Below are 23,730 nucleotides of genomic sequence, written 5' to 3' on the forward strand. Positions count from 1 at the left end.
GAGGTTTAAGGATTGTTCACAGGTGGCTCCCAAGTGCCGGAAAATTTCGGGATTTGTTTCTGATTAGGAAAAGGGAGCACTGAGGGAGCACTGCACAATTGCAGATGTCCTTCATGGCTAGAAACAGTGAGCTCTGAGCGAGCCAGGAATTAGTATCGTTAAAATGACCAGAACATACCTAAAATAATGCAAGTCGATTCCATTAATCATGTGATGAGAGCACAACAACAACTCGAACTTAACTAATCCTGATCACCTGAATCACTCTTGCGTTTAAGAAAAGTTCTCTTGCTTAAATAATGATCTCCAACCATGATCATGAAAAGCAACAAACCAATCCATAACAAATTGTTACTTCCAGCCCAATGCTGATAGGCGAACAAAACTCCAAGTGCCAATGAGCTAATCGTCGTGAGCATAAGAACTGCTCTAAGAACTGTGATATATGTTTTCATAAATCTATGGTCAACTTTTGATTCCCTCAATAACATGTATAAATTTTCAAAATGGAGCCGGCATGGCTAGATTGTAATCTTTCCAACTTACTTTCTAATGCAAACCAGACCCGGCGACAGTATATCTGCAATAACAAAAAATAAATTACTTTCCACTAAAATAGTTTCATCATAAAAAAGCCCTCACTTTTCAGCAAGGGCCTCTCCTAAAATGTTTTAAACCTACCCAAATCAGTTTTTTTGACAGATATTATCTGAAATAAAAGGATAATCCCAAACGAAAACGGTTGCCTCTGATCATATCATTCTTTTGCTTGTCTACAATTAACGGCAAATTATATTGAGCCTGTAATGCCATATACTTACCAACTCTACAACTTAGTCCGAGTGCTCCGAACATAACGTAATTGTTCGTACTAATTGAAACTTTGCTCCCTAAAAATCCATCTGTAAATGAAAGTTCGCCAATGTTATACCCAGATGACAATTGTACAAACGGCGTTAACCGAAACGGAAGCACATAATAACGGGCATATACCTCTGGTGTAACGGCATATTCCCTAACACCACCACGTTTCAAAATTGACCAGCTACTTCTCTGCTTGGAAAATCGATTGGCCACAGACAACTGAAGCCCAACAACGAGCCGATCAGCGACCAGATAACCCGCCTGGGGCGTCAAAGACCAGCCCGCTAAATGCCTGTCATTATTCGCAGAACCATTCAACGAAAAAGTCAAAGCTCCTTTTTTTAAGGTCTTATAAGTAGGAATGTGTGTTGATCCATCAATCTGACTGGAATCACCGCCCTGCTGTGCAAACAAATTGGTGGAAAACATCAGAAGAGCGGTAAGAAAGAAAAGAGATATTTGTTTCATAGTCAATATGGATGATATTATGTTAAAATTTGAGTGTGTAGCCGATATAAGGCAATATTGGGAAGAATGAAACCTGCTTTACAACAATTCGTGTCGGCACATTCAGATTCCGTTCAGTCTTCATATCCAGATACAGTGGGTTGTTCCTGTTATAAGCATTGTACAAGCCCAGGCGTAATTCCGCATTACGTTTATGGGGCGTTACTAAGGATTTACTAGCGCCAATGTCCAGCCGGTGAAATGCAGGCATTCTTCCGTTGTTTCTTTTATCATATATAAATCTGGGGCCGTCACTATTTTCAGTAATAAAGGCCGCTTCCGGCAAAGTAACGGCATGTCCGGTCTGGTAAATAAAACTGGCACTTAACTTCCATTTTTTACCAAGCTCGTAGTTTGCGGTTATCGCTACATTGTGCCGTCTGTCATACTTCATTGGGTACCACTCGGCATCATTGATTTCCGAAAACTTTCGTTCCGATTTTGATAAGGTATAGGAGACCCATCCATTTAATTTGCCAGCCTTTTTACTCAACATCAATTCAATTCCTTTCACACGCCCCACACCGTTTTTGATGACAATGTCATCCCAGGAATCTGCAAGCAGGCCCGAAAAATTGGTACCGTCCGGATAATCGATCAGGTTTTTCATCTTTTTTGAATAAGCTTCCAAGGACAGTTCCAGACCTCCCTCAGGAAAAGTCTTATACACACCGACTGACAATTGCGCGCTTCGCGAAGGAACTACCTTACCTGTGGAAGGAAGCCAGGCATCATAACCAAAGCCAAAACCGTTGTTGGTAAGTAGATGAACGTATTGATTCATGACGGCATAGCCGCCCTTGAGTGCCCAGTTGGCCGGAAGCGACCAGTTTAATCCCAGGCGTGGTTCCGGATTTAAAAAAGTCCGGTTATTGACATAATACGTACTATAGCGAAGACCGGGATTAAAGTGCAACCTGTCCGTTAGGCTGATATTAGCATCCACGTGAAAGTCCAGCTGCGTTGCGGGGAGCCTTCCCTTTCCGGTCTCAAGCTGTGATCCACTGTAATTGCTATTTGTAACAAACGGACTAAAAGAATGCCTGGTGAGGTCCAGGCCAAACTTCAGATTCGCACGATTGGAAAGGAAATAGTCAAACTGAACTTTAGTACCTAAATCCGTTACCCCCGCGTTGGTGTTCCGATAAAGTTTCACGGGTTCCGCGTCCACATTGAGGTCTTCGAAGTTATTGGCCAGCTCGCTGGTGTACTTGGAATAGAGCAAAATGAACCTTGCAAAAAGTTTTTGAGAGAATACTTTGCTATACCTCAGGGTTGCGGTCGTGTTTCCCCAGTTGTTACCCAGTGAGGTTTCCGTTGACCTCCCGTTTATAGCACTCCATTCCCCGTAGGTGAATCTGTCAAAACCATTGTAAAGACTTACGTAAACTTGATCCGTTTTGTTGATTTGATAATTAAATTTTGCGTTCAGGTCATAAAAACGATACTTTCGGTATTCACCATATCCGCTTGTTTTCTTAGGCTGTAATAAGGAAGAAAGTCCCAGTGTAGAAACTCGCCCCGATACAATAAATGAAGCCTTGTTTTTAACGATCGGCCCTTCCAATGTCAGACTTTGGTTGAGCAGGCCTATTCCTGCTTCCCCGCCGAATTTCTGGTTGTTCCCATCTTTCATCGTCAGGTCTATCACTGAGGCGAGCCTGCCTCCATACCGGGCAGGAAATGCGCCTTTGTATAAATCTACCGATTTCAATGAATTTGGATTAAAAACCGAAAAGAATCCCCCCAGATGCGTGACATTGTAAACAGGGACTTCATCCAGTAAGATCAAATTTTGATCCGGTGTTCCTCCCCGGATATACAGGCCGGCACTACCTTCCGTTCCGGTGGAAACGCCCGGTGTAAAACTTAACGCCTTCAGTACGTCCACCTCACCCAAAAGCGCAGGCATTGATTTTATTTTGTCCATCGGAATCGATAAACTTCCAATAGGCGCATCCATATTTTTGATTTCTTTCACAGTCACCTCTTTCAGAAGGTTGTCCTGCTTTAACTTGATATCCAAGGGGAACTTGTGTTGGACAAAATCCTTGATGTATAGAGGCGCATAGCCAACAAAACTGACTTTAAGAGCGTGGCTATGCGTAGGAATTTCAAGACTGAAAAATCCGTATGCATTTGTCTGCACGCCCGTTTGCGACAGACTGTCCCGCACGGTGGCGCCTACGAGCAGTTCTCCGTTTGCGGCATCGCGCACGGTTCCACTGATAATTAATTTTTGAGAAAAGGCTATTTGTACGCTCGTTAACAGGAAAAAGGCAATTACTAAGTATTTTGTCATGGTATTTCGATCACCTTTTCGTTGGAAGCAAAAATGAGCCCGTAACCATTTTTGATATTGGTCAAAGCTCTTTGGGGAGGAAGCACCAAAAGGTCAACGCCCTCGGGTTGATCATATTCTATTTTGGCATAATCAAATGCCTCTTTTGTAACAACTTCCACGCGCATGGTAACCTTAGATGCCCACTGAGGAGTGTCAAAATTTCCCTTGCTTGTCTCAATATAGAATTTTATAGGGGTCTTACGTTCCGGTAAGCATTTACTTTTCATCAAAAAGACCCGTGCGGAAAGGTCGAATGTAAGTCCCGCAGCCTCACTGTAATAGGTCGATATTTTTTCTGTTGCCCAGGTATGGCAATCTTCTTCCTTGGCAGGTATATTGTCCGTGGCACCATACGGACTAGCCGAAACGGTATCCTTATCAAAGTAAGATAAAAATGTAAGTGTGTAATAGCTTTCTACCTCAGACTGCTGCTCTGTAAAGTATAGACTTACTAAATCCTGGCGCGTCTGGTGGTTGATTTCACCAGGCACATCGCGGATTCGTGCTACATCAACATCCGGTACATCCAATGGAACCAGTACAGGTGCTGATTCGGCAACCGGTAATAGCGGAGCCGAAGCTTTTACAATATAGGTGACTCCCGCCTCTATTATGTGATCAGACACATAAATACCTTTCTCGCTTGTCAATGAAGAAAGTTCAATGGATTCCTTACCATCCAATATTAATTCCACTCTTGCATCCGAAACGGTGACGTCCTCCGGTATAGATCCAACAGGATTGAAGGTTCTGGTTACTTGTATTCGTATGGGAGATCCCGCTTTGAGTTTACCCCATAAAACCAGCTTATCACCTGAATACGGGATATCAAGATTGAGATCGGTCTCTTTGCAACCCATAACAACCAGCAGCATTAAGAAAATAATAGTCTCTCTAATCATGTACTACCGTTGAAATATTAGTTATGTTTTTGAAGATAATTCGAAAAACGTCAGTAATGAGTACAGGATTTTGTCCCTTTTCGTAGCAAGATGAGATGGTAAATAAATTTAGGATAAAATCAATTATTATTAAACTGATTTTCAGTTATTTTACTTAAAACAAATGATCTAAACTCAACTTAAACATCTAGCTTTCCTGGCTTTCAAACCTGTTGCAGGTGCGTTCGTTTGCAAATGTAGGATACTGGTTAAAAATAAAATCAGACTCAAATCAGAAAGTGTTTCGATTTGAATCAAAAATTGCTACTACACGAAACATAAAAAACTAAGAATTGTTTCTACTTCTTTTGCTACGTAAACGACTTAACGTAGTGGGATCAATATTCAGATAGGATGCCTGAATATTCACCGACAAATGACCTTTCAAACCAGGATACATTTTCTCAAACATTTCAAGACGGCTTTGAGGGTCACGGAGATTACACATTTGCACGCGCATGTCGGCCATGACCAGTGTATTTTCAAAAACGGCCCTGGCGATTTCGGGGTGCGAAGATTGAAGGATCAGGTAATTGTTAAAGGATAAACTGTACAACCTGCACGCTTCCAATGTTTCAACAAAATAATTTGCAGGCGTTTGATAGATAAAACTACGGATATCGGTAAGAAATCCACCTGACGGAACGATCCAATTGGTGATCTCTCTCACCAGCTTTTCCTGAACTTGCGAACGTTTCCGCTGTTCAACAATATGAAATGCCCTCAGTACGCCGCTGCCGATAAACCATACGCTTGATGCTACTTCACCTGGTGAGAGAAGTGCGGTATCGGCAACCGTTGTCATCGGCTCAAAATAGGGGAGCAATGGTATAAGTTCTGAATCAGGTAATCTGGTAAGTTTTGTCAGGTTTTGGAGCAATAGTTTCATAATGTGTGTAAAATGAATTGAACAAGTTTCATTTCATTTTTCAAAAGGTTGAGCAAGACTGTATTTATCAGCGATAAAAAATAACTTTCGCAATAAACTAAAATATATTAACAGTTACAAAAGCGATTGATTTAACGGCCGTGAGCACAAAACGCCATTACAAAAATAGCCCTCACTTTTCAGCAAGGGCTATTCTTAAATAAGTCAAACGCTAAAACCTCAGCTTCCGCAAGCCTCACATCCTTCCGGATCATCGAGCGAACATTGCATGTCTGCACGACTATCACGTGGCGTGACCGGTTTGGTATGATCTTCTGCGTATTGAATGTAATTTAATTCTTTCTCAGCAACCAATTCTGTAACTGGCTCAATCTGCGCTTCCGCTTGTTTGCCCAACGTAAATTGAACAGGAGCAGAAGCTGCGCGCGTACGTAAATAATACATACCAGTTTTCAGGCCACTCTTCCAGGCATGAAAATGCATCGAAGTAAGTTTTCCAAAATTCGGTTCTTCAAGGAAAATATTAAGCGACTGCGACTGGCAGATAAATGCGCCTCTGTCAGCAGACATATCCAAAATACTGCGCTGCTTAATTTCCCAGGCCGTTTTATATAGATCTTTAATATTCTGAGGAATATTTGGAATGGCCTGAACAGAGCCACTGGCACGAACAAGATTATTTTTCATGTCCTCATTCCAAAGCCCAAGCCTTACCAGATCTTTCAAAAGATATTTATTAACAACAACAAATTCTCCCGAAAGAACGCGTCTTACATATATATTAGACGTAAATGGTTCGAAACACTCATTATTTCCTAAAATCTGGCTTGTCGAGGCCGTTGGCATTGGCGCCAGTAACAACGAATTGCGAACACCGTTCTGAACAACTTCTTTACGCAACTTTTCCCAATTCCAATGATTACCTTCTGGTTTTACACCCCACATATCAAACTGGAAGATTCCCTGTGATATCGGACTGCCTTCCCAGGTTTCATAAGGCCCGTGAAGTTTCGCCAGCTCCATGGAGGATTCCATCGCTCCGAAATAAATTGTTTCGAAGATATCTTTATTTAACTGCCGCGCCTCATCAGAATCAAAAGGCATGCGCATCATGCAAAAAGCATCTGCCAACCCTTGTATCCCGATACCGATCGGACGGTGTCTTTTATTACTTTTTTCAGCTTCCGGAACGGGATAATAATTCAGGTCAATTATTTTGTTCAGGTTGCGTGTGATCACTTTGGTGATCTCATATAATTTCTGGTGATCAAAACGGAAAAATCCATCCGCCTGCATTTCCACAAACTTCGGTAAAGCGATTGAAGCCAGGTTACAAACCGCAACTTCATCCGGAGCAGTATACTCCATGATCTCCGTACAAAGGTTTGAAGACTTAATCGTTCCCAGGTTCTTCTGATTCGATTTTGAGTTTGCGTGATCTTTATACAACATATAAGGTGTACCAGTTTCTATCTGCGATTCCAAAATGGCAAACCAAAGATCCTGCGCTTTTATTGTTTTTCTTGCCTTTCCCTCTAGCTCATACTTTTCGTAGAGCTTTTCAAATTCTGCACTATGCGTATCTGCCAATCCAGGACATTCGTGCGGACAGAATAATGACCAGGTATCATTGGCCTCTACACGCTTCATGAACAAATCAGGAATCCACATCGCATAAAAAAGGTCACGTGCGCGCTGCTCTTCTTTACCATGATTTTTTCTTAGATCAAGGAAATCAAAAACATCGGCATGCCATGGTTCCATATATATTGCAAAAGAACCTTTACGTTTTCCACCGCCCTGGTCAACATAACGTGCAGTATCATTAAATACACGAAGCATTGGCACGATACCATTTGACATTCCATTGGTACCTTTAATATAAGAACCCGTCGCACGTACATTATGTATGCTCAAACCGATACCTCCCGCAGACTGAGAAATAAGCGCACATTGTTTAAGCGTATCATAAATCCCTTCAATACTGTCTTCTTTCATGGTCAGCAAGAAACAGGAAGACATTTGCGGCTTCGGTGTTCCTGCGTTGAACAATGTTGGCGTGGCATGTGTAAACCACTTTTCAGACAACAAATGATAAGTTTCGATCGCCGATTGTACGTCTTCCTGGTGGATACCGATAGCAACGCGCATCAACATTTGTTGGGGTCTTTCTACAATTTTACCGTCAACTTTAAGTAGATAAGATTTTTCAAGGGTTTTGTAACCAAAATAATCATAGGCATAATCCCTGTCATATATAATGGTAGAATCGAGCAGCGATGCATTCTGGCGAATTACTTCATAAACTTCCTTTGAAATCAACGAAGCATTTTCACCGGTTTTAGCATCGACATAGGTATAAAGACGTTTCATTGTTGCCGAAAACGACTTCAATGTGTTTTTATGAAGATTTGAGATCGCGATCCGGGCAGCCAGAATAGCATAATCCGGATGTTTGGTAGTCATGGAAGCGGCTGTTTCAGCAGCAAGGTTATCGAGTTCGGCAGTTGTAACGCCGTCGTAGATACCGGAAACAACCTTTTTGGCTACCTCTATGGGCTGGATATAATTGTTATCGAGGCCGTAGCTCAGTTTCTCAATACGGGCAGTCACTTTGTCGAATTTTACCGACTCACGGCGACCGTCACGCTTTATTACGTACATGGACATGTCAATTTCTTTTTCTGAGGTGAAAGTGATTTTAGATGTTAATGTGAATGAAGGGAGGGATAATATTTTCTTGAAATAACTGAAAATTAATCGAAACTGCAAACGGTAATCTAAGTAAAAAAATGGCTTTGCAGGGATAGTACAAATTATCAAATTGTTAATATTCTTATAACAAGTCGGTTAGCAAAAAAGAACCTAAATACGTTTACCAAAAATAATTTTGATAAATATTCAGCTAAAAAATTTGTAAACTTTTTTTCGGGGTATCCTTTGTAAATTCAAAATAATTACAATAATAATATCTGATTTTCAATACATTACCATTAAATAATTTTTGTCAGTATTTTAAAATTTGCAAACTTTTCACATTTAGTTATACTTTTTGTATTCATACTATTACCGTTTCACCTTTTTATTTCCACCTATACTTTTCAAAAAATCATCGATATGGATCAGCCTTTTGAACAACAATCAAGAAGAAAGTTTTTGAAGCAGTCTGCCGGAATCTACGCGGGCCTGTCACTGGGGGCAGGAACGCTCGCAGAAGCCATGGCGTCCCACGAATCCGGTGTGAAATTTTCGCTGCCACTTGGTGTCTACGCCTCCTATGAAAAAGCTGAAATGCTGAAAAGTTATGGCTGCTCTTATATTGAGGAATCTGTTGGCGGATTTTTGATTCCAAAAGATGGTGACTTGAAATATGCCAAAAATCTTAAGCAGCTGCAAGAGGAAAAATTTCCTATCAGGTCTTATGTTATATTGTTACCCGGAGATTTGAAAACACTCGGACCGGACGCCAATCATGAAGCGATTTTACAACGCACCGATCTAGCTTTGAAACGGGCAAAAGAATGCGGCTCAAAATATATTGTTTTTGGAAGCGGCACTTCAAGGATTATTCCGGACGGATTTGACCGTGACCAAGCAAAATTGCAACATATCGAGTTGAGCAAAAAAATGGCTCCGCTCGCCGACAAACATGGTGTGACGATTGCATTAGAGCCTTTAAACCGCGGAGAGACTAATTTTATAAACAGTCTTTCAGAAGGCGTTGAAATAATCGATGCCGTTAATAGCCCATCGTTTCAGCTGCTTTGCGACATTTTTCATATGCTAAAAGAAGACGAACCTGCTGACCAGATTATTAAATTCGGAAAACATATTGTTCACTGCCATATCGCTGAAAAACAGAATCGCACACCGCCGGGTGTCGCTGGCGACGACTTCAGACCATATCTTAGCGCGTTGAAAAAAATCAAATATAAAGGTGGGCTTTCGATCGAATGTTTCGTTTATCAGGACTTTGATAGTCAGTCTAAAAAGGGGATTGAAGTACTTCAAAAGCAAATTAGTGAGGTGTGATTTTGAATATTTTATATTTATCGCGTAGATATTGAGAAAGATAACTCCGATTTGCTTGGTTTAATAGATAAGAATTTTTACTTTTGCAATCCTTTTTGAGAATTGTATCGAAACACATAATTGCATATACAAATGAAAAATGATATTCATCCCAATTACAGAGAAGTAGTATTCTGGGATTTATCCAGTGACTTTAAATTTATTACACGCTCGACAATCGAAACCAGCGAAAACATTACCTGGGAAGATGGAACAGTTTATCCTGTATACAAAGTTGAGGTTTCTTCTAAGTCTCACCCATTCTACACAGGTAAAAATGTACTTGTTGATACTGCGGGACGTGTTGATAAATTCAGAAAACGTTACGGTACAAAAGAAACTACTGAAGCAGAAGCTTAATTTTTATTACTGATTAAGTGCTTTACAGAAAGCAGTCTCAAAGCGAAAGCTGTCCGGGACTGCTTTCTTTTTTTGCCCGAACCAAAAAAATGGACGAACTTTGATGATACATACTTAAACACTCTATGCGTAGTATCATCTTATTCGACGATCCGAAAATCCGCTTACAATTATTACCCTTTACTTATACCCGGCCAGTTGCAAAAATCCGATGCGGAATCAGGACAATCGCTGAAAAATGGAATGACTGGCTGGAAACTTCAATCTCTTTTCAAACCGAAAAATATTTAAGCCAACGTTTTCCCTGCGTTTATTCAGCCGATCAGATTTATATCAACGGTGGACTTTGTCCAGACACTTTAATTGTAGAAGCAATTGAAAAATTAACGGAGGAATCTGTCCTGATGTCAGGTGACGGTGAGATTTTAGCGGTGAAAACCGATTCAAAAAAATGGAATCCGGAGGTTGGAATAACCGGTCTTAACAAAATAGTATTTTCCGGATCCGTCATCATAATCCGTCATATCTGGGACATATTTTCTAATAACGGTGTTCAGATCAAATCGGATTTCGCCAGAATACGTATGTCGGGAAAATCGACAGAATTGACAGATCCTTTCACATATTGCTACAATCCCGACGATATTTTCATTGAAGAAGGCGCCGTTGTCAGGGCTGCTGTGTTGAATGCAGAAAACGGCCCGATCTATATTGGGAAAAATGCTTCGATACAGGAGGGTTCAACGATCCAGGGGCCATTTGCTATCGGCGAAAGCTCAGTCCTTGCACAAGGAACCAAAGTCAGGCCCAATACCTCCATTGGCCCTTTTTGCAAAGTGGGGGGAGAAGTAAGCAACAGTGTGATTTTTGGATATAGCAACAAAGGACACGACGGTTATCTGGGCAATGCTGTGCTGGGCGAATGGTGTAATCTGGGAGCGAACACGAATAATTCCAATCTTAAAAATGACCATACTACGGTAAAACTGCATAGTTATGTTACCGGAAAACTGGAAAATACGGACCTGCTTTTTTGCGGACTTTTTATGGGCGATTATTCAAAAGCAGGAATATCCACCATGTTCAATACCGGAACGGTTGTGGGCGTAAATGCCAATATATTTGGTGCAGGATTCCAGCCGAAACATGTGCCTTCGTATTCCTGGGGTGGCAATGCCGAAGGATTTACCGAATACAGATTTGAAAAGGCCATTGCCGTTGCCAAAGATACTGTTAGCCGTCGGGGCATTACGTTCGGTGATAATGAAGAAGCGATGCTTCGTGAAGTATTTGAACAAACTAAAAGCCAGCGATAAAATAGTTACATTTAATATAGATTAACCTAAAACAATTGTGCTGTTTAAAGATATTCCGGGACTGGAACACATAAAATCAACACTCAGACGTTCGGTACAAACGAGCCATCTGGCTCATGCCCTGCTGTTCGATGGGGCGAGCGGAGGTGGAGGATTAGCTCTGGCACTTGCGTTTTCTACCTATATCAATTGTGAAAACCGGAGTGAAGACGACGCCTGCGGCGTTTGTGCTTCCTGCGCTAAAATGAGCAAGTTGATTCATCCCGATTTCCATTCTATTTTCCCGATTGCCACATCGAAAAAAGTTAACGGAAATACGAGTGAAGCCTTCTTGCCTTTGTGGCGGAGTTTTTTGCTTGATACACCTTATCGGGTTCTTCCGGAGTGGCTGGATTTTATCAATGCTGAAAACAAACAGGGAAATATTTCTGTGGAAGAAGCGCGGGGAATCCTAAAAAAACTTTCTGTTAAATCTTATGAGGGTGAATATAAAATTCTCTTAATATGGAAACCGGAAATTATGAATGCCTCTTCTGCAAATGCCTTGCTGAAAATCCTGGAAGAGCCGCCTTATAAAACACTTTTCCTGTTGGTCAGCGATCAGTCGGACCGGTTATTGACTACCATTATTTCCCGCACACAGCGCGTTGCTGTTCCGGCTTTTTCTGATGAAGAAGTTCGCTCATTTTTAAAGCAACAATCTGTTAATGAGAATATTGCAAATCAGATAACATATCTGTCTGATGGAAACCTGTCAGAAGCACTGCGCCTTGTCAACGAAACTTCCGATGACAGATCAGCATGGTTTGCTGAATGGATGAGGTATTGTTATAAATTCGACGTGGCGAGTTTGGTAAAACTTGCTGATAATTTCGACGCCATGAATAAGGAAAAGCAAAAAGGGCTTTTCGAATATTCCCTAAGATTGTTCCGCGATATGCTGGTGTGGAGCCAGGGAGCTGCCGAGTTGTTGCGGGTTCCGGAGGAAGAACTTACTTTCGTGCAGAATTTTTCCAAGGCAGTTAATTTCGACGCTCTGGAAAATATGGTTCAGGAAGTCAACGTTGCTTATTACCATATCGAAAGAAATGTAAGAGCAAAAATGGTATTTCTTGATTTGTCCTTAACGATTGCACCATTTTTTCAACGCAGATGAAAAAAAAGACTGAGCTGATTGGAGCCACTGACATTGTAGACCTGCCCGAACTTGGCTGGTACAAGGCTCCGGTACGTGTAGATTCCGGTGCTGCAACATCATCCATACATTGTGCAAAAGTCCGGCTCATTAAAGACGGCGAGGAAACCAGACTTTGCTTTTATCTGGATTCAAAAAAAGGCGCGCCCGGGCAATCCTTTACAGTCAGTGAATTTAAAGAAACAGTTGTCCGAAATTCCTCAGGGAAAGAAGAAAAAAGATATGTGATCAAAACGCAGATCACGCTTTTTGGCCGGAAAATACGTACTGAATTTTCATTAGCGAATCGTAAGAAAATGAGCTATCCGATATTGCTCGGAAGAAAATTGCTCAAAGGCCGTTTCATCGTCGATGTCTCGCAAAAAGATCTTTCCTTCAAACAAAATGCCGAGAAAATCAGACTTAAAAAAAAGCCTGATCCTGAGGCCAACCCTACTATTTTAATCCAATAGATTTATATGAAAATCGCCGTATTATCCACCAATCCCGAACTTTATTCAACGAGGCGTCTGGTGGAGGCAATCAAACAGAGAGGTCACAAGGCTGTGGTAATTGACCATGTCAAGTGTTTTGTGATGATTGAAGGAGGAAAACCAACTGTCATTTATAAAGGAAAGCCAATTGAGGGAATTGACGCAGTCATTCCAAGAATCGGGACTTCTGTGAATGCTTTTGGCTGCGCTGTGGTTCGCCAACTGGAGCTTATGAAAATATTTACGACTGTTAAATCACAAGCGATTTTACGGTCTAGAGATAAATTGCGGAGTATGCAGGTACTTGCGAAATCCGGTGTTGATATTCCTAAAACTGTTTTTGCTAAAAATCCGGCGCAGGTAAACGAGCTTATTCAGATGGTCGGCGGACCGCCGGTTATCATAAAATTACTCGAAGGTACACAGGGCGTTGGTGTTGTGCTCGCCGAAACTACGAAAGCGGCAAAATCAACTATTGAAGCATTTTACGGCCTGCGTGCGAATTTTTTAATTCAGGAATTTATTGCTGAATCAAAGGGTGCCGATATCCGTGCTTTTGTGATTGGAAATAAAGTGGTGGCTGCCATGAAACGTCAGGGACATGAGGGAGATTTTCGCTCCAATCTGCACCGTGGCGGCGAAGGTTCGTTGGTAGAGCTGACTCCCGAGGAGGAACATACTGCAATTGCCGCTGCCAAAGCACTGGGCGTTAAAATTGCCGGTGTGGATTTATTGCAATCGGAAAGAGGCCCATTGGTGATGGAAGTAAATTCCTCACCTGGTTTAAAAGGAATTGAAGAAATCAGCGGGATCGATATTGCCTCTTTGATTGTTGCTTACATTGAAGAGAAAATAGTTACAGATGAAGGCGATACGGTTGGGGTTTAGAATACCAATTGTATCTCGTAAATTTGAAATAAAAATCGGCAGCTATTATCACCAAATTTTAGTAGCTAACAGCTTACAGAAAATCATGCATATCAAAATAGGAACACGTGGTAGTAGACTGGCGCTTTGGCAGGCATATCATGTTGAAACCCTTCTTCAAAAAGGAGGCGTGACTACGGAAATCGTCATTATAGAAACAAAAGGTGATAAAATTCTTGACCGTTCTTTGTCCAAAATTGGCAGCAAAGGTGTCTTTACTCAGGAATTGGAAGATCAGCTAAGAAGCGGTGATATAGATATCGCGGTTCATAGCGCAAAAGATCTTCAATCTTCGCTTGATGATGATTTTGAGCTTATTGCCTTCACCGAGCGGGAACATGCCAACGATGTGTTGGTAAGTTATAATACCAGCCTTTCGCTGCAAAGCGGCGACTCTTTCGTTGTGGGCACGTCCTCAACGCGCCGCATTGCAATTTTGAAACACTACTATCCGCATATCAAAATTGTTGACATGCGAGGTAATTTACAGACACGTTTCAGGAAATTACAGGAAGGACAATGTGACGCTTTATTATTAGCTTATGCAGGCGTTCACCGTATGGAATATGATGGCGCGATTGCTGAACATTTATTACTGGATGAATTTACGCCCGCTGTCGGCCAGGGAAGTGTTGCGATTGAAAGTGCTGTTTCATTATCCGACGAGAAAAAGGCAGTGCTGAAACAATTACTTAACCACGAAGCGACGGAAATCTGCCTGAGAACTGAGAGGGCTTTTCTTAAAAGACTTCAAGGGGGATGCAGTATACCGGTTTTTGCTTTGGCCATCCTTAAACATGATGAAATTAATATTTCAGGCGGAATTGTCAGCCTGGACGGACAAGAAATTATTCGCCGTTCTGAAAGCGGCTCACCTGCATTTCCCGAAGAACTTGGCACCGCTCTCGCTGATGAGCTAATCGAAGCCGGCGCTGATCGTATCTTACAGGATATTCGCAGCCACAATCCATTGGTTTGAAATACCTTCTTTCTACAATAAAAAAAATACTCTTAACATAAAAAGGCTGTCTCAGATAATTCCGAGACAGCCTCTTTTTTTTCATGAAAGCCGATTCTTAATTTTTAATCGGAGGAATAGAATCTGTGGGTTTCTTCGTGCTATCAGCCGGTGTTTGTGGGATAACCGTTGCTGGCATCTTTTGCGTGCTATCAGCTGGTGTCTGTGGAATTCTTGTACCTGGCATAACCTGCGTACTATCCATTTTTTTCTGCATACTATCGGCCTTTTGAGGAATGTTCATTCCTGGTTGCATACGGGATGCACTATCTGGCCGTGTTTGAGGTGCGGTAAATCCAGGCTGTCCCTGTGGTCTGTTGCCCATTCCTGCCGGACGCCCTCCTGCTCCCGGCGTTATTGCTGGTGTTGCGGCTGGTGCAGCTTGCTGCATTTGTCCGCCGCCGTCATTTCCGCCACCGCCATCACTTTTCTGATCATCATTGTTAACCGATCTTCTTCTGCGTGCTTTGGTTTCGACAAAAGTCATTTTACCAAGACGATAAGAGAAGTTAATACGGAAGCCGCGGTTATAACGATAAATTGTACTTACCTGATTAAATGTTGACGAAGAGAGATCTGTTCTCATTTTAAGCGCATCGCTCAGGAAATTTTCCATTGCCAGGCCTACACTACCTCTTTTATTCTTGAAATCCTTTTTGACACCAAGATCATACATTCGAAAACCACCGGCAGACCCTTGTAGCTGAACTTCGTTTCCTCTGGCAAATCCGCCACCCTGTATTCCCCAGCCACCTTTCAAAGTTACACCGGTCCTGAAACGACCGCTTACCACATATCCGCTATTGCTGGACTGCAAGGCTGCATCAGGACTATTATTTTTCAGATTAACATAATAGACATCCATTCCTCCGCCTACCTGCCAGATTTTGAAAAGTGTAAGGTTTCCAAAGATATTGGCACCATAGTTCTGCTTATCTCCTATGTTTCCGTAAGTCGTCGTGATCACCCCAGCTTCGTTTGTTGTACGAATATTTTCTATCGAATTGTTCGTGAAACGTGCGAAAGTTGAGACGTTGACATACAAGCTGTTTTTGAAGAAACTTGTTCCTAATTCAATATTATCTGTTAATTCAGGATCCAGGTTTGGATTACCCACAGTAATATTTTGCGGGTTTGCAGCATTGACGTTTGGGTTCAAAAATTGAATTCCCGGGCGTTGCAGACGGCGGTTGTAACCTAGCTTAACGGTTTGTCCTTTTCCAAAAGTTTTTGAAAGATTCAAACTCGGAACCAAGTTTCCGTAGGCTGGCAAGTTCAGGTCAACTTCGCCTTGTTGTGCATTAATGGCCGTGTACTCATAACGCGCTCCCCCTTTAAATGTAAACTTGCTTTTTGTAGTCAATGTATAAGAAACATATCCTGCCGCCACATTTTGATCATAATCAAGGCTACTTGACGGATTTGGTGTATTTACTTCATCGTAATAATCAAAACGGCTTATTACCTGACGGAAAATTCCTTTACCTCCAACTTCTAACAACTGGTTGTTTTTAATCGGCGTCTGATAATCAAGCTGAATTGTACTTTCCTGGTTAGAGCTTTTGTTATTGTTGCCTGATTGTCCAAGGAATTCTGCCACTCCACTTTTATAAGTATAAAGATCCGCGTCAAAATCATTTGTCCTGTTATTGCGGCTATACTGCCCAAGTATACTCAATTCCTGCTGTGGCTTGCTTAATGTTTTAATATAATCAACGTTGACATCCCATGTTCCCGACAAGTCTTTCACATCAACGTCACGGTAGGAAGAAGTAGTAACGCCGCTGCGTGTGTTGTTGGTCGTAATTGTCTGCGGCGTAATACTGTTTCTTAAACCATAACGGATACCGGCAGAAATGGTACTATTTGGATCAATTTCATAGTCTGTACCGAAGTTATAGGACCCAAAAGCACCATTATTCTTTGAAGTCGTTGTCTGCTCGATCGAGAAATTATCTCCTGTTTGTAAGTTTTCTGTTCTTCCCGGCTGGTTATAGTTGAAACGACCAAAACCACCAAGACTGAAACCAAGTTTACCCGTGCGGTAATTTCCTCTCAAACCTAAATTAGAACCACGGATACCAACACCTGTATCAAGATTTAAGGTACCACCCTGAATCGTGCTCTTTTTGGTAATGATATTAATGATACCACCAGAACCTTCCGCATCATATTTTGCAGAGGGAGATGTGATCACCTCAACAGATTTGATCATATCTGCCGGAATTTGTTTTAAAGCATCCGCAACGCTGGTAGCTACCATTGTTGAAGGCTTATTATTGATAAGAACCCGAACGTTCGAATTACCTCGTAAAGAAACGTTTCCATCCAGATCCACCGTAAGCATAGGCACTTTACGCATCACATCACTCGCATCGCCACCTTTACTTGTAATATCTTTTTCAGCGTTGAAAACCAGACGATCCACTTTTTCTTCGATCAGCTGTGCCATTCCAACAACCTGTACCTCGTTCAACTGCACAACATCGGGGGAAAGGATTATTGATCCAAGATCGAGTTCAGTCTTTTTCTCAATCTTGATTCCTTTGATTGTTTTTGTTTTATAACCAATAAAAGAAATAAGGATCTTGAAATTTCCCGAAGCAACCTTTGTCATATCAAAAGCTCCTTTTTCATCCGTAGTGGTACCATCTACCGGATTGTTTGTCTTCTCGTCAACAAGCGCAAGCGCAGCAAATTCTACAGGCTTCTTACTAAGAGAATCGATCAGTATACCTTTTATTCTACCATTTCCTTTCGGCGCATCGTCAATTGTTCCCGGGATAACTGCCTGCTTCTGGCGATCTCCGCCGCGCTGGAAGTCACCTCCACCGCCTGGACGGCCGCCGCCTCCGCCACCAAATTGCGCAAATGCTGTGCTAGTCAGTCCCAGGATTAGTCCTAATAATGTAAATCGTTTTATCATGTTCATGATGAATTGGGCAATATATCGTGTATAAATCAAGTTCAAAATAAGTATCAAACAAGCAGTTAAAAAAAGGCAATAGATAAAGAGCCGGGTTCTACCGATCAATCGGCATTTCTAACCGACGAGATTGAAGTAAGAATTACGCATTGGCAAATTTCGTTTTGTCAATTGCATGTTTTCCAGAAGGATTGCTGGAACTGTCCGCTCACTGATCTTTCCGGGTATTTTTGAAAATTCGCTCATAGACGCTCTGTGCCGATCTGTCGATTTTTAACTTCTTTTGATCGAATCAGCTAGGCACTTACAAAATTTCCCTGTATGATTGTATTGTGAATAAAAGGTTTAAAACCATCGACATAAAAATATTTGCATGAATAACCCCACCGTACGAAAATATCCTCCGCTGTTCTTGCATCTCTTAGGATGGAGTTTTCTCGCATTATTTTTAATGTGGCAGCCTCTGAGCTGGCAGATTCAGTTTCCTGCCTCATTCTGGGTTAAGCAGGCCGTGTTATTTACAATGTTAATCGCTGTTTTTTACCTGAACTTTTATTTCTGGTTTCCTCAGTATTTGGCGAAAAACAGATATTGGCAGTTTATTTTATTTAACGTTTTATCCGTCATTGTTCTCGCTGTTTTAATGGAGCAAGTAAAAATTGCCATTAATCATGGTGAGCAAATGGATAGGGCATTTAAAATGGCCAGGGAAGCAAACGGGGATAAAAGACATCAGGATCGTCTTGATTATTTTGCCTTACTAACGGCACTGATCATTATCGGTATCAGTACAAGCGTTGCAGCTGTGCAGAATGCGGAACGTGATAAACAATACAGAAGAAACCTTGAACAAGAAAAAATCAATTCAGAACTATCGTTTTTAAAAGCACAGATCAATCCCCATTTCTTTTTCAATACCCTCAATAATATATATGCATTAACAATTATTGACGTAGAAATGGCAAGGGAGGCACTGCATAAACTTTCGAGGATGATGCGTTATGTCTTGTATGAGACGCAACATGGTACTGTTTTGCTGAGCCAGGAGATTGCTTTTGCACAGGATTATATTCAATTGATGCAGCTGAGACTTACCGATAAGGTATCGGTAACGCTTGATCCGCCCTTTCCGTTACACGACGTTTCCATTGCTCCCATGCTATTTTTACCTTTTATAGAAAACGCGTTCAAACACGGTGTGAGCGCGGTTCAGCCAAGTAATATAGACATCAAGATCTGGCAGAAAGGAGAAAAAGTTTTTATAGATGTGAAAAACACGTTGTTCACTGAAAAACGAACTGTGCTGGATGAAAGCAACGGCATTGGCCTGACTAACACACAACGAAGGCTTGATTTGTTATATCCGGGAAAATATCAGCTGGATGTGAATGAAAACGCCGAAGAAAAGGAATTTGAAGTACATTTGGAATTACAAACTGCATGAACGTATTACAATGTATAGCTGTTGACGATGAGCCACTTGCGCTCGGACTGGTCTGTGCTTTTATTGATAAAACTCCTTTCCTTAATCTTGCCGGTAGATATTCCAGTGCCGTTGAAGCACTGGAAGCCATTCATCAGCAACAGGTTGATCTTATTTTTCTGGACATTCAGATGCCGGATTTAACAGGCATTGAACTGGCAAGGATTATTGAAAAATCAGGAAATCAGGGCCCGAGAATCATTTTCACAACGGCCTTTAATCAATTTGCCCTGGACGGATTCCGCGTTGATGCGCTGGATTATTTGTTGAAACCTTTCAATTATGAAGAATTCCTAAAAGCTGCCTCGAAAGGTAAGGCTTATGTGGAACTGGTTCAGCGCGCTGCAAATGTCGCGGCGCCACCGGAAATGAGGGAAGATTATTTGTTTCTAAAAGTAGAATATCAGCTCGTAAGGATCGCTTACGACGACATTCTTTATATCGAAGGACTGAAGGATTATGTTAAAGTAATTCTTAAATCGGATACCAAGCCGGTGCTCTCTCTCACAAGTTTAAAATCGTTGGAAGAAAAATTGCCGTCAGCAAAATTCATGCGTGTTCACCGTTCGTTTATCGTAAATCTGGATAAAATCGGGGCCGTAACAAAAAATACAATTCAGATTGGAACGGTGACCATTCCGGTGAGTGATCAGTATAAGGAGAATTTTAGCCAGTTTTTGAGTAAGTGGATGTGAGGGTTTTATACGTGTTCATTTATATTTTTTTTCCAGATGCTTATGATACTCAACTCTGTAATCAAAATTTTCTGGAAACTTTGAACTTGATGACATACTTTTAACCAAAGCAGTAATCTTGATCTTTTCTATTTTCACAGAGTCGGTTTTCTTATTTATATTTTTCTTCATCGTTTTCATATTTTGAAATATTTGCAGACTCGATTTAGAAGTTTTGTCCCTTCGGGACATCCTGTTTATAGAAAACGCACCTGCAAAATTGAACGTAACTCCATCGGAGTTTCCTGGAAATTTAACCAAAAATTATCCGGCAATTTCCAGGAGGCTCCGAGGGAGCCAGGATATCTTTGGGACAAATACTTTCTATAAACAGGAGGCTCCACAGGAGCAAGGAAAACTTTGGGATAAATTACTTCCTATATCCTGGCCACTTACTCAGAAACAAAAAATAATGGTTAGATTAATAAAAAACAGCCAGGTATTAAGGATACTTATCTCAATACCTGACCGCTCTTCCAATCGCTAAAATCCTAACCGTTAATAGCCAACAGCTTTAACTCATCCCTTCAACTCCTCTTTCAAATAAAACCCGGTATAACTTCCTTTCACTTTCGAAACTTTCTCAGGTGTACCTTCTCCAATTATTTTTCCACCCAAAGCACCACCTTCCGGGCCCAGGTCGATCACATAATCTGAAACTTTTACCACGTCAAGATTATGTTCGATAATCAGAACAGTATTTCCCTTTTCAACCAGTTTGTCAAGAACTACCAAAAGATGTTTGATATCCTGAAAATGTAGTCCTGTTGTAGGCTCATCCAGAATATAAAGCGTCTTTCCTGTATCACGTTTTGATAATTCCTCCGATAATTTCACCCGTTGCGCTTCTCCGCCGGAAAGCGTAGTTGCATGCTGACCAAGCGTGATGTAACCTAAACCAACATCAAAAAGTGTTTGCACTTTTCTTAAAATACGGGGCTGGTTTTCAAAAAATTCCAGCGCGGTTTCAACTGTCATATCCAGAATATCAGCAACCGATTTTCCTTTAAAACGAACTTCAAGCGTTTCCCGATTGAATCGCTTTCCTTTGCATGTTTCGCAGTTCACATGCACATCAGGAAGAAAGTCCATCTCAATTCTCTTCATTCCGGCTCCTTCACAATCTTCACATCTTCCGCCTTTAACGTTAAACGAAAAACGGCCAGGCTTGTATCCACGGATTTTCGCTTCCGGCAATTCCGCAAAAAGCGTACGGATATCGGTAAATAAATTGGTATAAGTTGCAGGGTTAGAACGTGGAGTTCTGCCAATCGGCGACTGATCTACTTCAATCACCTTATCAATATGTTCCAGCCCTTCAATGCTTTTATGCGGAAGCGGCTCTCTTCGGGATTTATAAAAATGGTGGTTTAATAATGGAAAAAGTGTCTCGTGGATCAGGGAAGACTTCCCGCTGCCACTCACACCTGTTACGGAAATCATCGTCCCCAACGGAAAAGCCAAAGTCACATTTTTAAGATTGTGCCCAGTACATCCTCTCAATGAAAGGTAATTCCCATTTCCTTTTCTCCTGACTTTAGGAATTTCGATTTTCTGGCGACCACTTAAAAAGTCCGCCGTCGAAGATCCATTCTTTAAAAATTCTTCCGGTGTACCAGCTCCAACGACATTTCCTCCATGACGGCCGGCACCGGGACCAATATCGACGATATAGTCAGAAGCAAGCATCATATCCTTATCGTGCTCAACAACCAAAACGGTGTTCCCAAGGTCACGCAGACTTTTCAAAGAATTAATCAGTCTGACATTATCGCGTTGGTGAAGACCTATACTTGGCTCATCCATAATATAAAGAACGCCCGTAAGCTGTGTTCCAATTTGTGTCGCCAGACGGATGCGCTGCGCCTCACCACCAGAAAGTGTACGAAGTGCACGGTTTAAAGTCAGATAATCCAGACCAACATCAAGAAGAAATCCCACCCGTTTCCGGATTTCTTTCAACACTTCGTGACCGATCACCCGCTGCCTTTCTTCCAGGCGATCTTCGAGATCAACCAGCCAGTTGGATAATTCACGCACGTCGCGGTTTGAAAGATCTGCTATATCTTTTCCATCAATTTTAAAATGTAAGGATTCTTTACGTAAACGTTTTCCGTGACATTCCGGACAAACATTGGTCGTCATAAAATCTTTCAGCCAATCCTGGATTTTATCATTTCCCGTTTCCTGCTGGCGTTTCAGAAAATTGACGATTCCGTCAAACTTAGTATCCCACTCCGTTCCCGGATATTTTTTGGAGGGAACAGCAACCGGCTCTTCACTTCCATACAATACCATCTTGATTGCCTCCTCAGGAAATTTTTCGAGTGGTGTATTCAGATTTACTTTAAAAGGTTTTAACAAAACCTCCATTTGTTTGAAAATCCATGCATCCCGATATTCACCCATCGGAGCAATTCCACCTTTGCTGATTGACAACGAGCGATCCGGAATAATTGACTCTTCCGTAATTTCCTCCACCATTCCCAAACCCTGACAAGTTGGACACCAGCCATAAGGAGAATTGAAAGAAAAATTATTGGGTGAAGGATCATCATAACTGATACCAGATTCCGGATCCATCAGATTTTGGGAAAAATAATAGGTTTCTCCTTTTTCATCTAAAACCATCAAAGCACCTTTCCCTTGTTTAATCGCTGTCGCAACGGATTGGCTTAACCGATAACGGGATTGCGGATCTTCGGATTCTGCCTTCGGAACTACGCGGTCAACCACAATTTCAATATCATGCACCTTATAACGATCCAGCTGCATTTTAGGCAAAATGTCCTGAACTTCGCCATCCACGCGCACTTTGGTATAACCCAGCCGGGCGATCTGCACAAAAAGCTCACGATAATGTCCCTTTCTACCTTTTACAGCGGGAGCCAAAAGAATTGTTTTTTGACCTAAAAACTGCGTCATCAACTGGTTAACAATCTGGTCCTGCGATTGTTTCACCATTCTTCTTCCCGTCACATACGAATAGGCCTCTCCTGCCCTTGCGTATAATAACCTCAGGAAGTCATAAATTTCAGTCACCGTTCCGACGGTTGAACGCGGATTTCGTGACGTGGTTTTTTGTTCAATACTGATAACAGGAGATAACCCACTGATTTTATCAACATCCGGACGCTCCATTTCCCCAATAAAACCACGCGCGTAAGCAGAAAAACTTTCCATGTAGCGGCGTTGTCCCTCCGCATAAATGGTATCAAATGCCAAAGAAGACTTCCCGCTTCCGCTTATACCAGTCACGACAACAAGTTTATTGCGAGGAATGCTAACGTCAATATTTTTCAAATTATGCTCACGAGCTCCCTGTACTTCGATCAGATCCTGCTCAGCGAGTTCAATTCCATTCAAATGTTCCAAAATGATCCTATTGATTTATAATCGTTGAAGGCACTATAAAGAATAACCACAAATGTACGGGTTGAGTTGCAAAAATCTTATGTGATTTTCCTGCTACCGGTGCATTCAACATCTGGTGAGCTAAGTAAATTTCTTTTAATAGTTTCGAACAAATGTAAACAAGGATATGCCACTCAACAACCATTTTGCAACCATTAGTATATTTATATTTTTTCTTATAAAAAACATTAAATATTTAAATAGTTCTGTACTAATGTTTAGCTTTGATACTAAATTGATATTTAGTAATATTTTTTTAACATCTCAA

Annotated in this window: 17 protein-coding genes; 9 read left to right on the forward strand and 8 right to left on the reverse strand. The window is 41.5% G+C overall.

All coding sequences use genetic code 11. The annotated features are described in order from the left end of the window. Window positions 1-242: 242 nt before the first annotated feature. From AC1XUO_RS15990 to AC1XUO_RS16015, 6 genes are all read right to left on the reverse strand, one after another. Window positions 243-455 carry a hypothetical protein gene (locus AC1XUO_RS15990; RefSeq protein ID WP_483330775.1) on the reverse strand — a complete coding sequence of 71 codons (213 nt, stop codon included), beginning with the start codon at window positions 453-455 and terminating at the stop codon, window positions 243-245. Window positions 456-705: 250 nt separating this feature from the next. Then, window positions 706-1,332, reverse strand: coding sequence for an outer membrane beta-barrel protein (locus AC1XUO_RS15995; protein WP_483330776.1), 627 nt, complete (start codon window positions 1,330-1,332; stop codon window positions 706-708). A 22-nt stretch (window positions 1,333-1,354) separates the two neighbouring features. Further along, the gene (locus AC1XUO_RS16000; protein ID WP_483330777.1) at window positions 1,355-3,673 is read right to left on the reverse strand and encodes a TonB-dependent receptor; all 2,319 of its coding nucleotides are present in this window, start codon (window positions 3,671-3,673) and stop codon (window positions 1,355-1,357) included. Then, entirely contained in the window at window positions 3,670-4,617 is a 948-nt protein-coding gene (locus tag AC1XUO_RS16005; protein ID WP_483330778.1) for a DUF4249 domain-containing protein, read from the reverse strand. The genes AC1XUO_RS16000 and AC1XUO_RS16005 overlap by 4 nt, the downstream gene beginning before the upstream one ends. Before the next feature lie 325 nt (window positions 4,618-4,942). Beyond that, a complete protein-coding gene (locus AC1XUO_RS16010) occupies window positions 4,943-5,545 on the reverse strand; it encodes a Crp/Fnr family transcriptional regulator (protein ID WP_483330779.1) in 603 nt (200 codons plus the stop codon). Between the two features lie 219 nt (window positions 5,546-5,764). After that, window positions 5,765-8,209, reverse strand: coding sequence for a ribonucleoside-diphosphate reductase subunit alpha (locus tag AC1XUO_RS16015; protein ID WP_235152642.1), 2,445 nt, complete (start codon window positions 8,207-8,209; stop codon window positions 5,765-5,767). Between the two features lie 453 nt (window positions 8,210-8,662). Here AC1XUO_RS16015 and AC1XUO_RS16020 point away from each other — a divergent pair, with 453 nt between their 5' ends. The 7 genes from AC1XUO_RS16020 to hemC all read left to right on the forward strand — a co-directional run bounded on the left by AC1XUO_RS16020 (window position 8,663) and on the right by hemC (window position 14,866). Further along, window positions 8,663-9,577, forward strand: a complete 915-nt coding sequence (locus AC1XUO_RS16020) for a sugar phosphate isomerase/epimerase family protein (RefSeq protein ID WP_483330780.1) — start codon at window positions 8,663-8,665, stop codon at window positions 9,575-9,577. A gap of 132 nt (window positions 9,578-9,709) precedes the next feature. Then, the gene (locus tag AC1XUO_RS16025; RefSeq protein WP_235152640.1) at window positions 9,710-9,976 is read left to right on the forward strand and encodes a type B 50S ribosomal protein L31; all 267 of its coding nucleotides are present in this window, start codon (window positions 9,710-9,712) and stop codon (window positions 9,974-9,976) included. Window positions 9,977-10,101: 125 nt separating this feature from the next. Continuing rightward, window positions 10,102-11,292: a putative sugar nucleotidyl transferase gene (locus AC1XUO_RS16030; RefSeq protein WP_483330781.1), complete on the forward strand. Its 1,191-nt coding sequence runs from the start codon at window positions 10,102-10,104 to the stop codon at window positions 11,290-11,292. A 37-nt stretch (window positions 11,293-11,329) separates the two neighbouring features. Then, entirely contained in the window at window positions 11,330-12,448 is a 1,119-nt protein-coding gene (locus AC1XUO_RS16035; RefSeq protein ID WP_483330782.1) for a DNA polymerase III subunit, read from the forward strand. Beyond that, on the forward strand, window positions 12,445-12,939 hold the full coding sequence (locus tag AC1XUO_RS16040; RefSeq protein WP_483330783.1) for an ATP-dependent zinc protease family protein: 495 nt from the start codon (window positions 12,445-12,447) through the stop codon (window positions 12,937-12,939). The genes AC1XUO_RS16035 and AC1XUO_RS16040 overlap by 4 nt, the downstream gene beginning before the upstream one ends. Window positions 12,940-12,945: 6 nt before the next feature. Beyond that, entirely contained in the window at window positions 12,946-13,848 is a 903-nt protein-coding gene (rimK, locus tag AC1XUO_RS16045) for a 30S ribosomal protein S6--L-glutamate ligase (RefSeq protein ID WP_483330784.1), read from the forward strand. Window positions 13,849-13,933: 85 nt separating this feature from the next. Then, window positions 13,934-14,866, forward strand: coding sequence for a hydroxymethylbilane synthase (gene hemC, locus AC1XUO_RS16050; protein WP_483330785.1), 933 nt, complete (start codon window positions 13,934-13,936; stop codon window positions 14,864-14,866). Window positions 14,867-14,963: 97 nt separating this feature from the next. Here hemC and AC1XUO_RS16055 read toward each other — a convergent pair whose 3' ends face one another. After that, a complete protein-coding gene (locus tag AC1XUO_RS16055) occupies window positions 14,964-17,837 on the reverse strand; it encodes a TonB-dependent receptor (protein WP_483330786.1) in 2,874 nt (957 codons plus the stop codon). Window positions 17,838-18,204: 367 nt separating this feature from the next. Here AC1XUO_RS16055 and AC1XUO_RS16060 point away from each other — a divergent pair, with 367 nt between their 5' ends. Continuing rightward, on the forward strand, window positions 18,205-19,275 hold the full coding sequence (locus tag AC1XUO_RS16060; RefSeq protein ID WP_483330787.1) for a sensor histidine kinase: 1,071 nt from the start codon (window positions 18,205-18,207) through the stop codon (window positions 19,273-19,275). Further along, on the forward strand, window positions 19,272-20,009 hold the full coding sequence (locus AC1XUO_RS16065) for a LytR/AlgR family response regulator transcription factor (RefSeq protein WP_483330788.1): 738 nt from the start codon (window positions 19,272-19,274) through the stop codon (window positions 20,007-20,009). The genes AC1XUO_RS16060 and AC1XUO_RS16065 overlap by 4 nt, the downstream gene beginning before the upstream one ends. A 558-nt stretch (window positions 20,010-20,567) precedes the next feature. Here AC1XUO_RS16065 and uvrA read toward each other — a convergent pair. Beyond that, complete coding sequence (gene uvrA, locus AC1XUO_RS16070; protein ID WP_483330789.1) at window positions 20,568-23,423, reverse strand: excinuclease ABC subunit UvrA; 2,856 nt, start codon at window positions 23,421-23,423, stop codon at window positions 20,568-20,570. Window positions 23,424-23,730 lie beyond the last annotated feature (307 nt).

The sequence above is a fragment of the Dyadobacter sp. HNCC25DJ186 genome, from assembly GCF_056895235.1.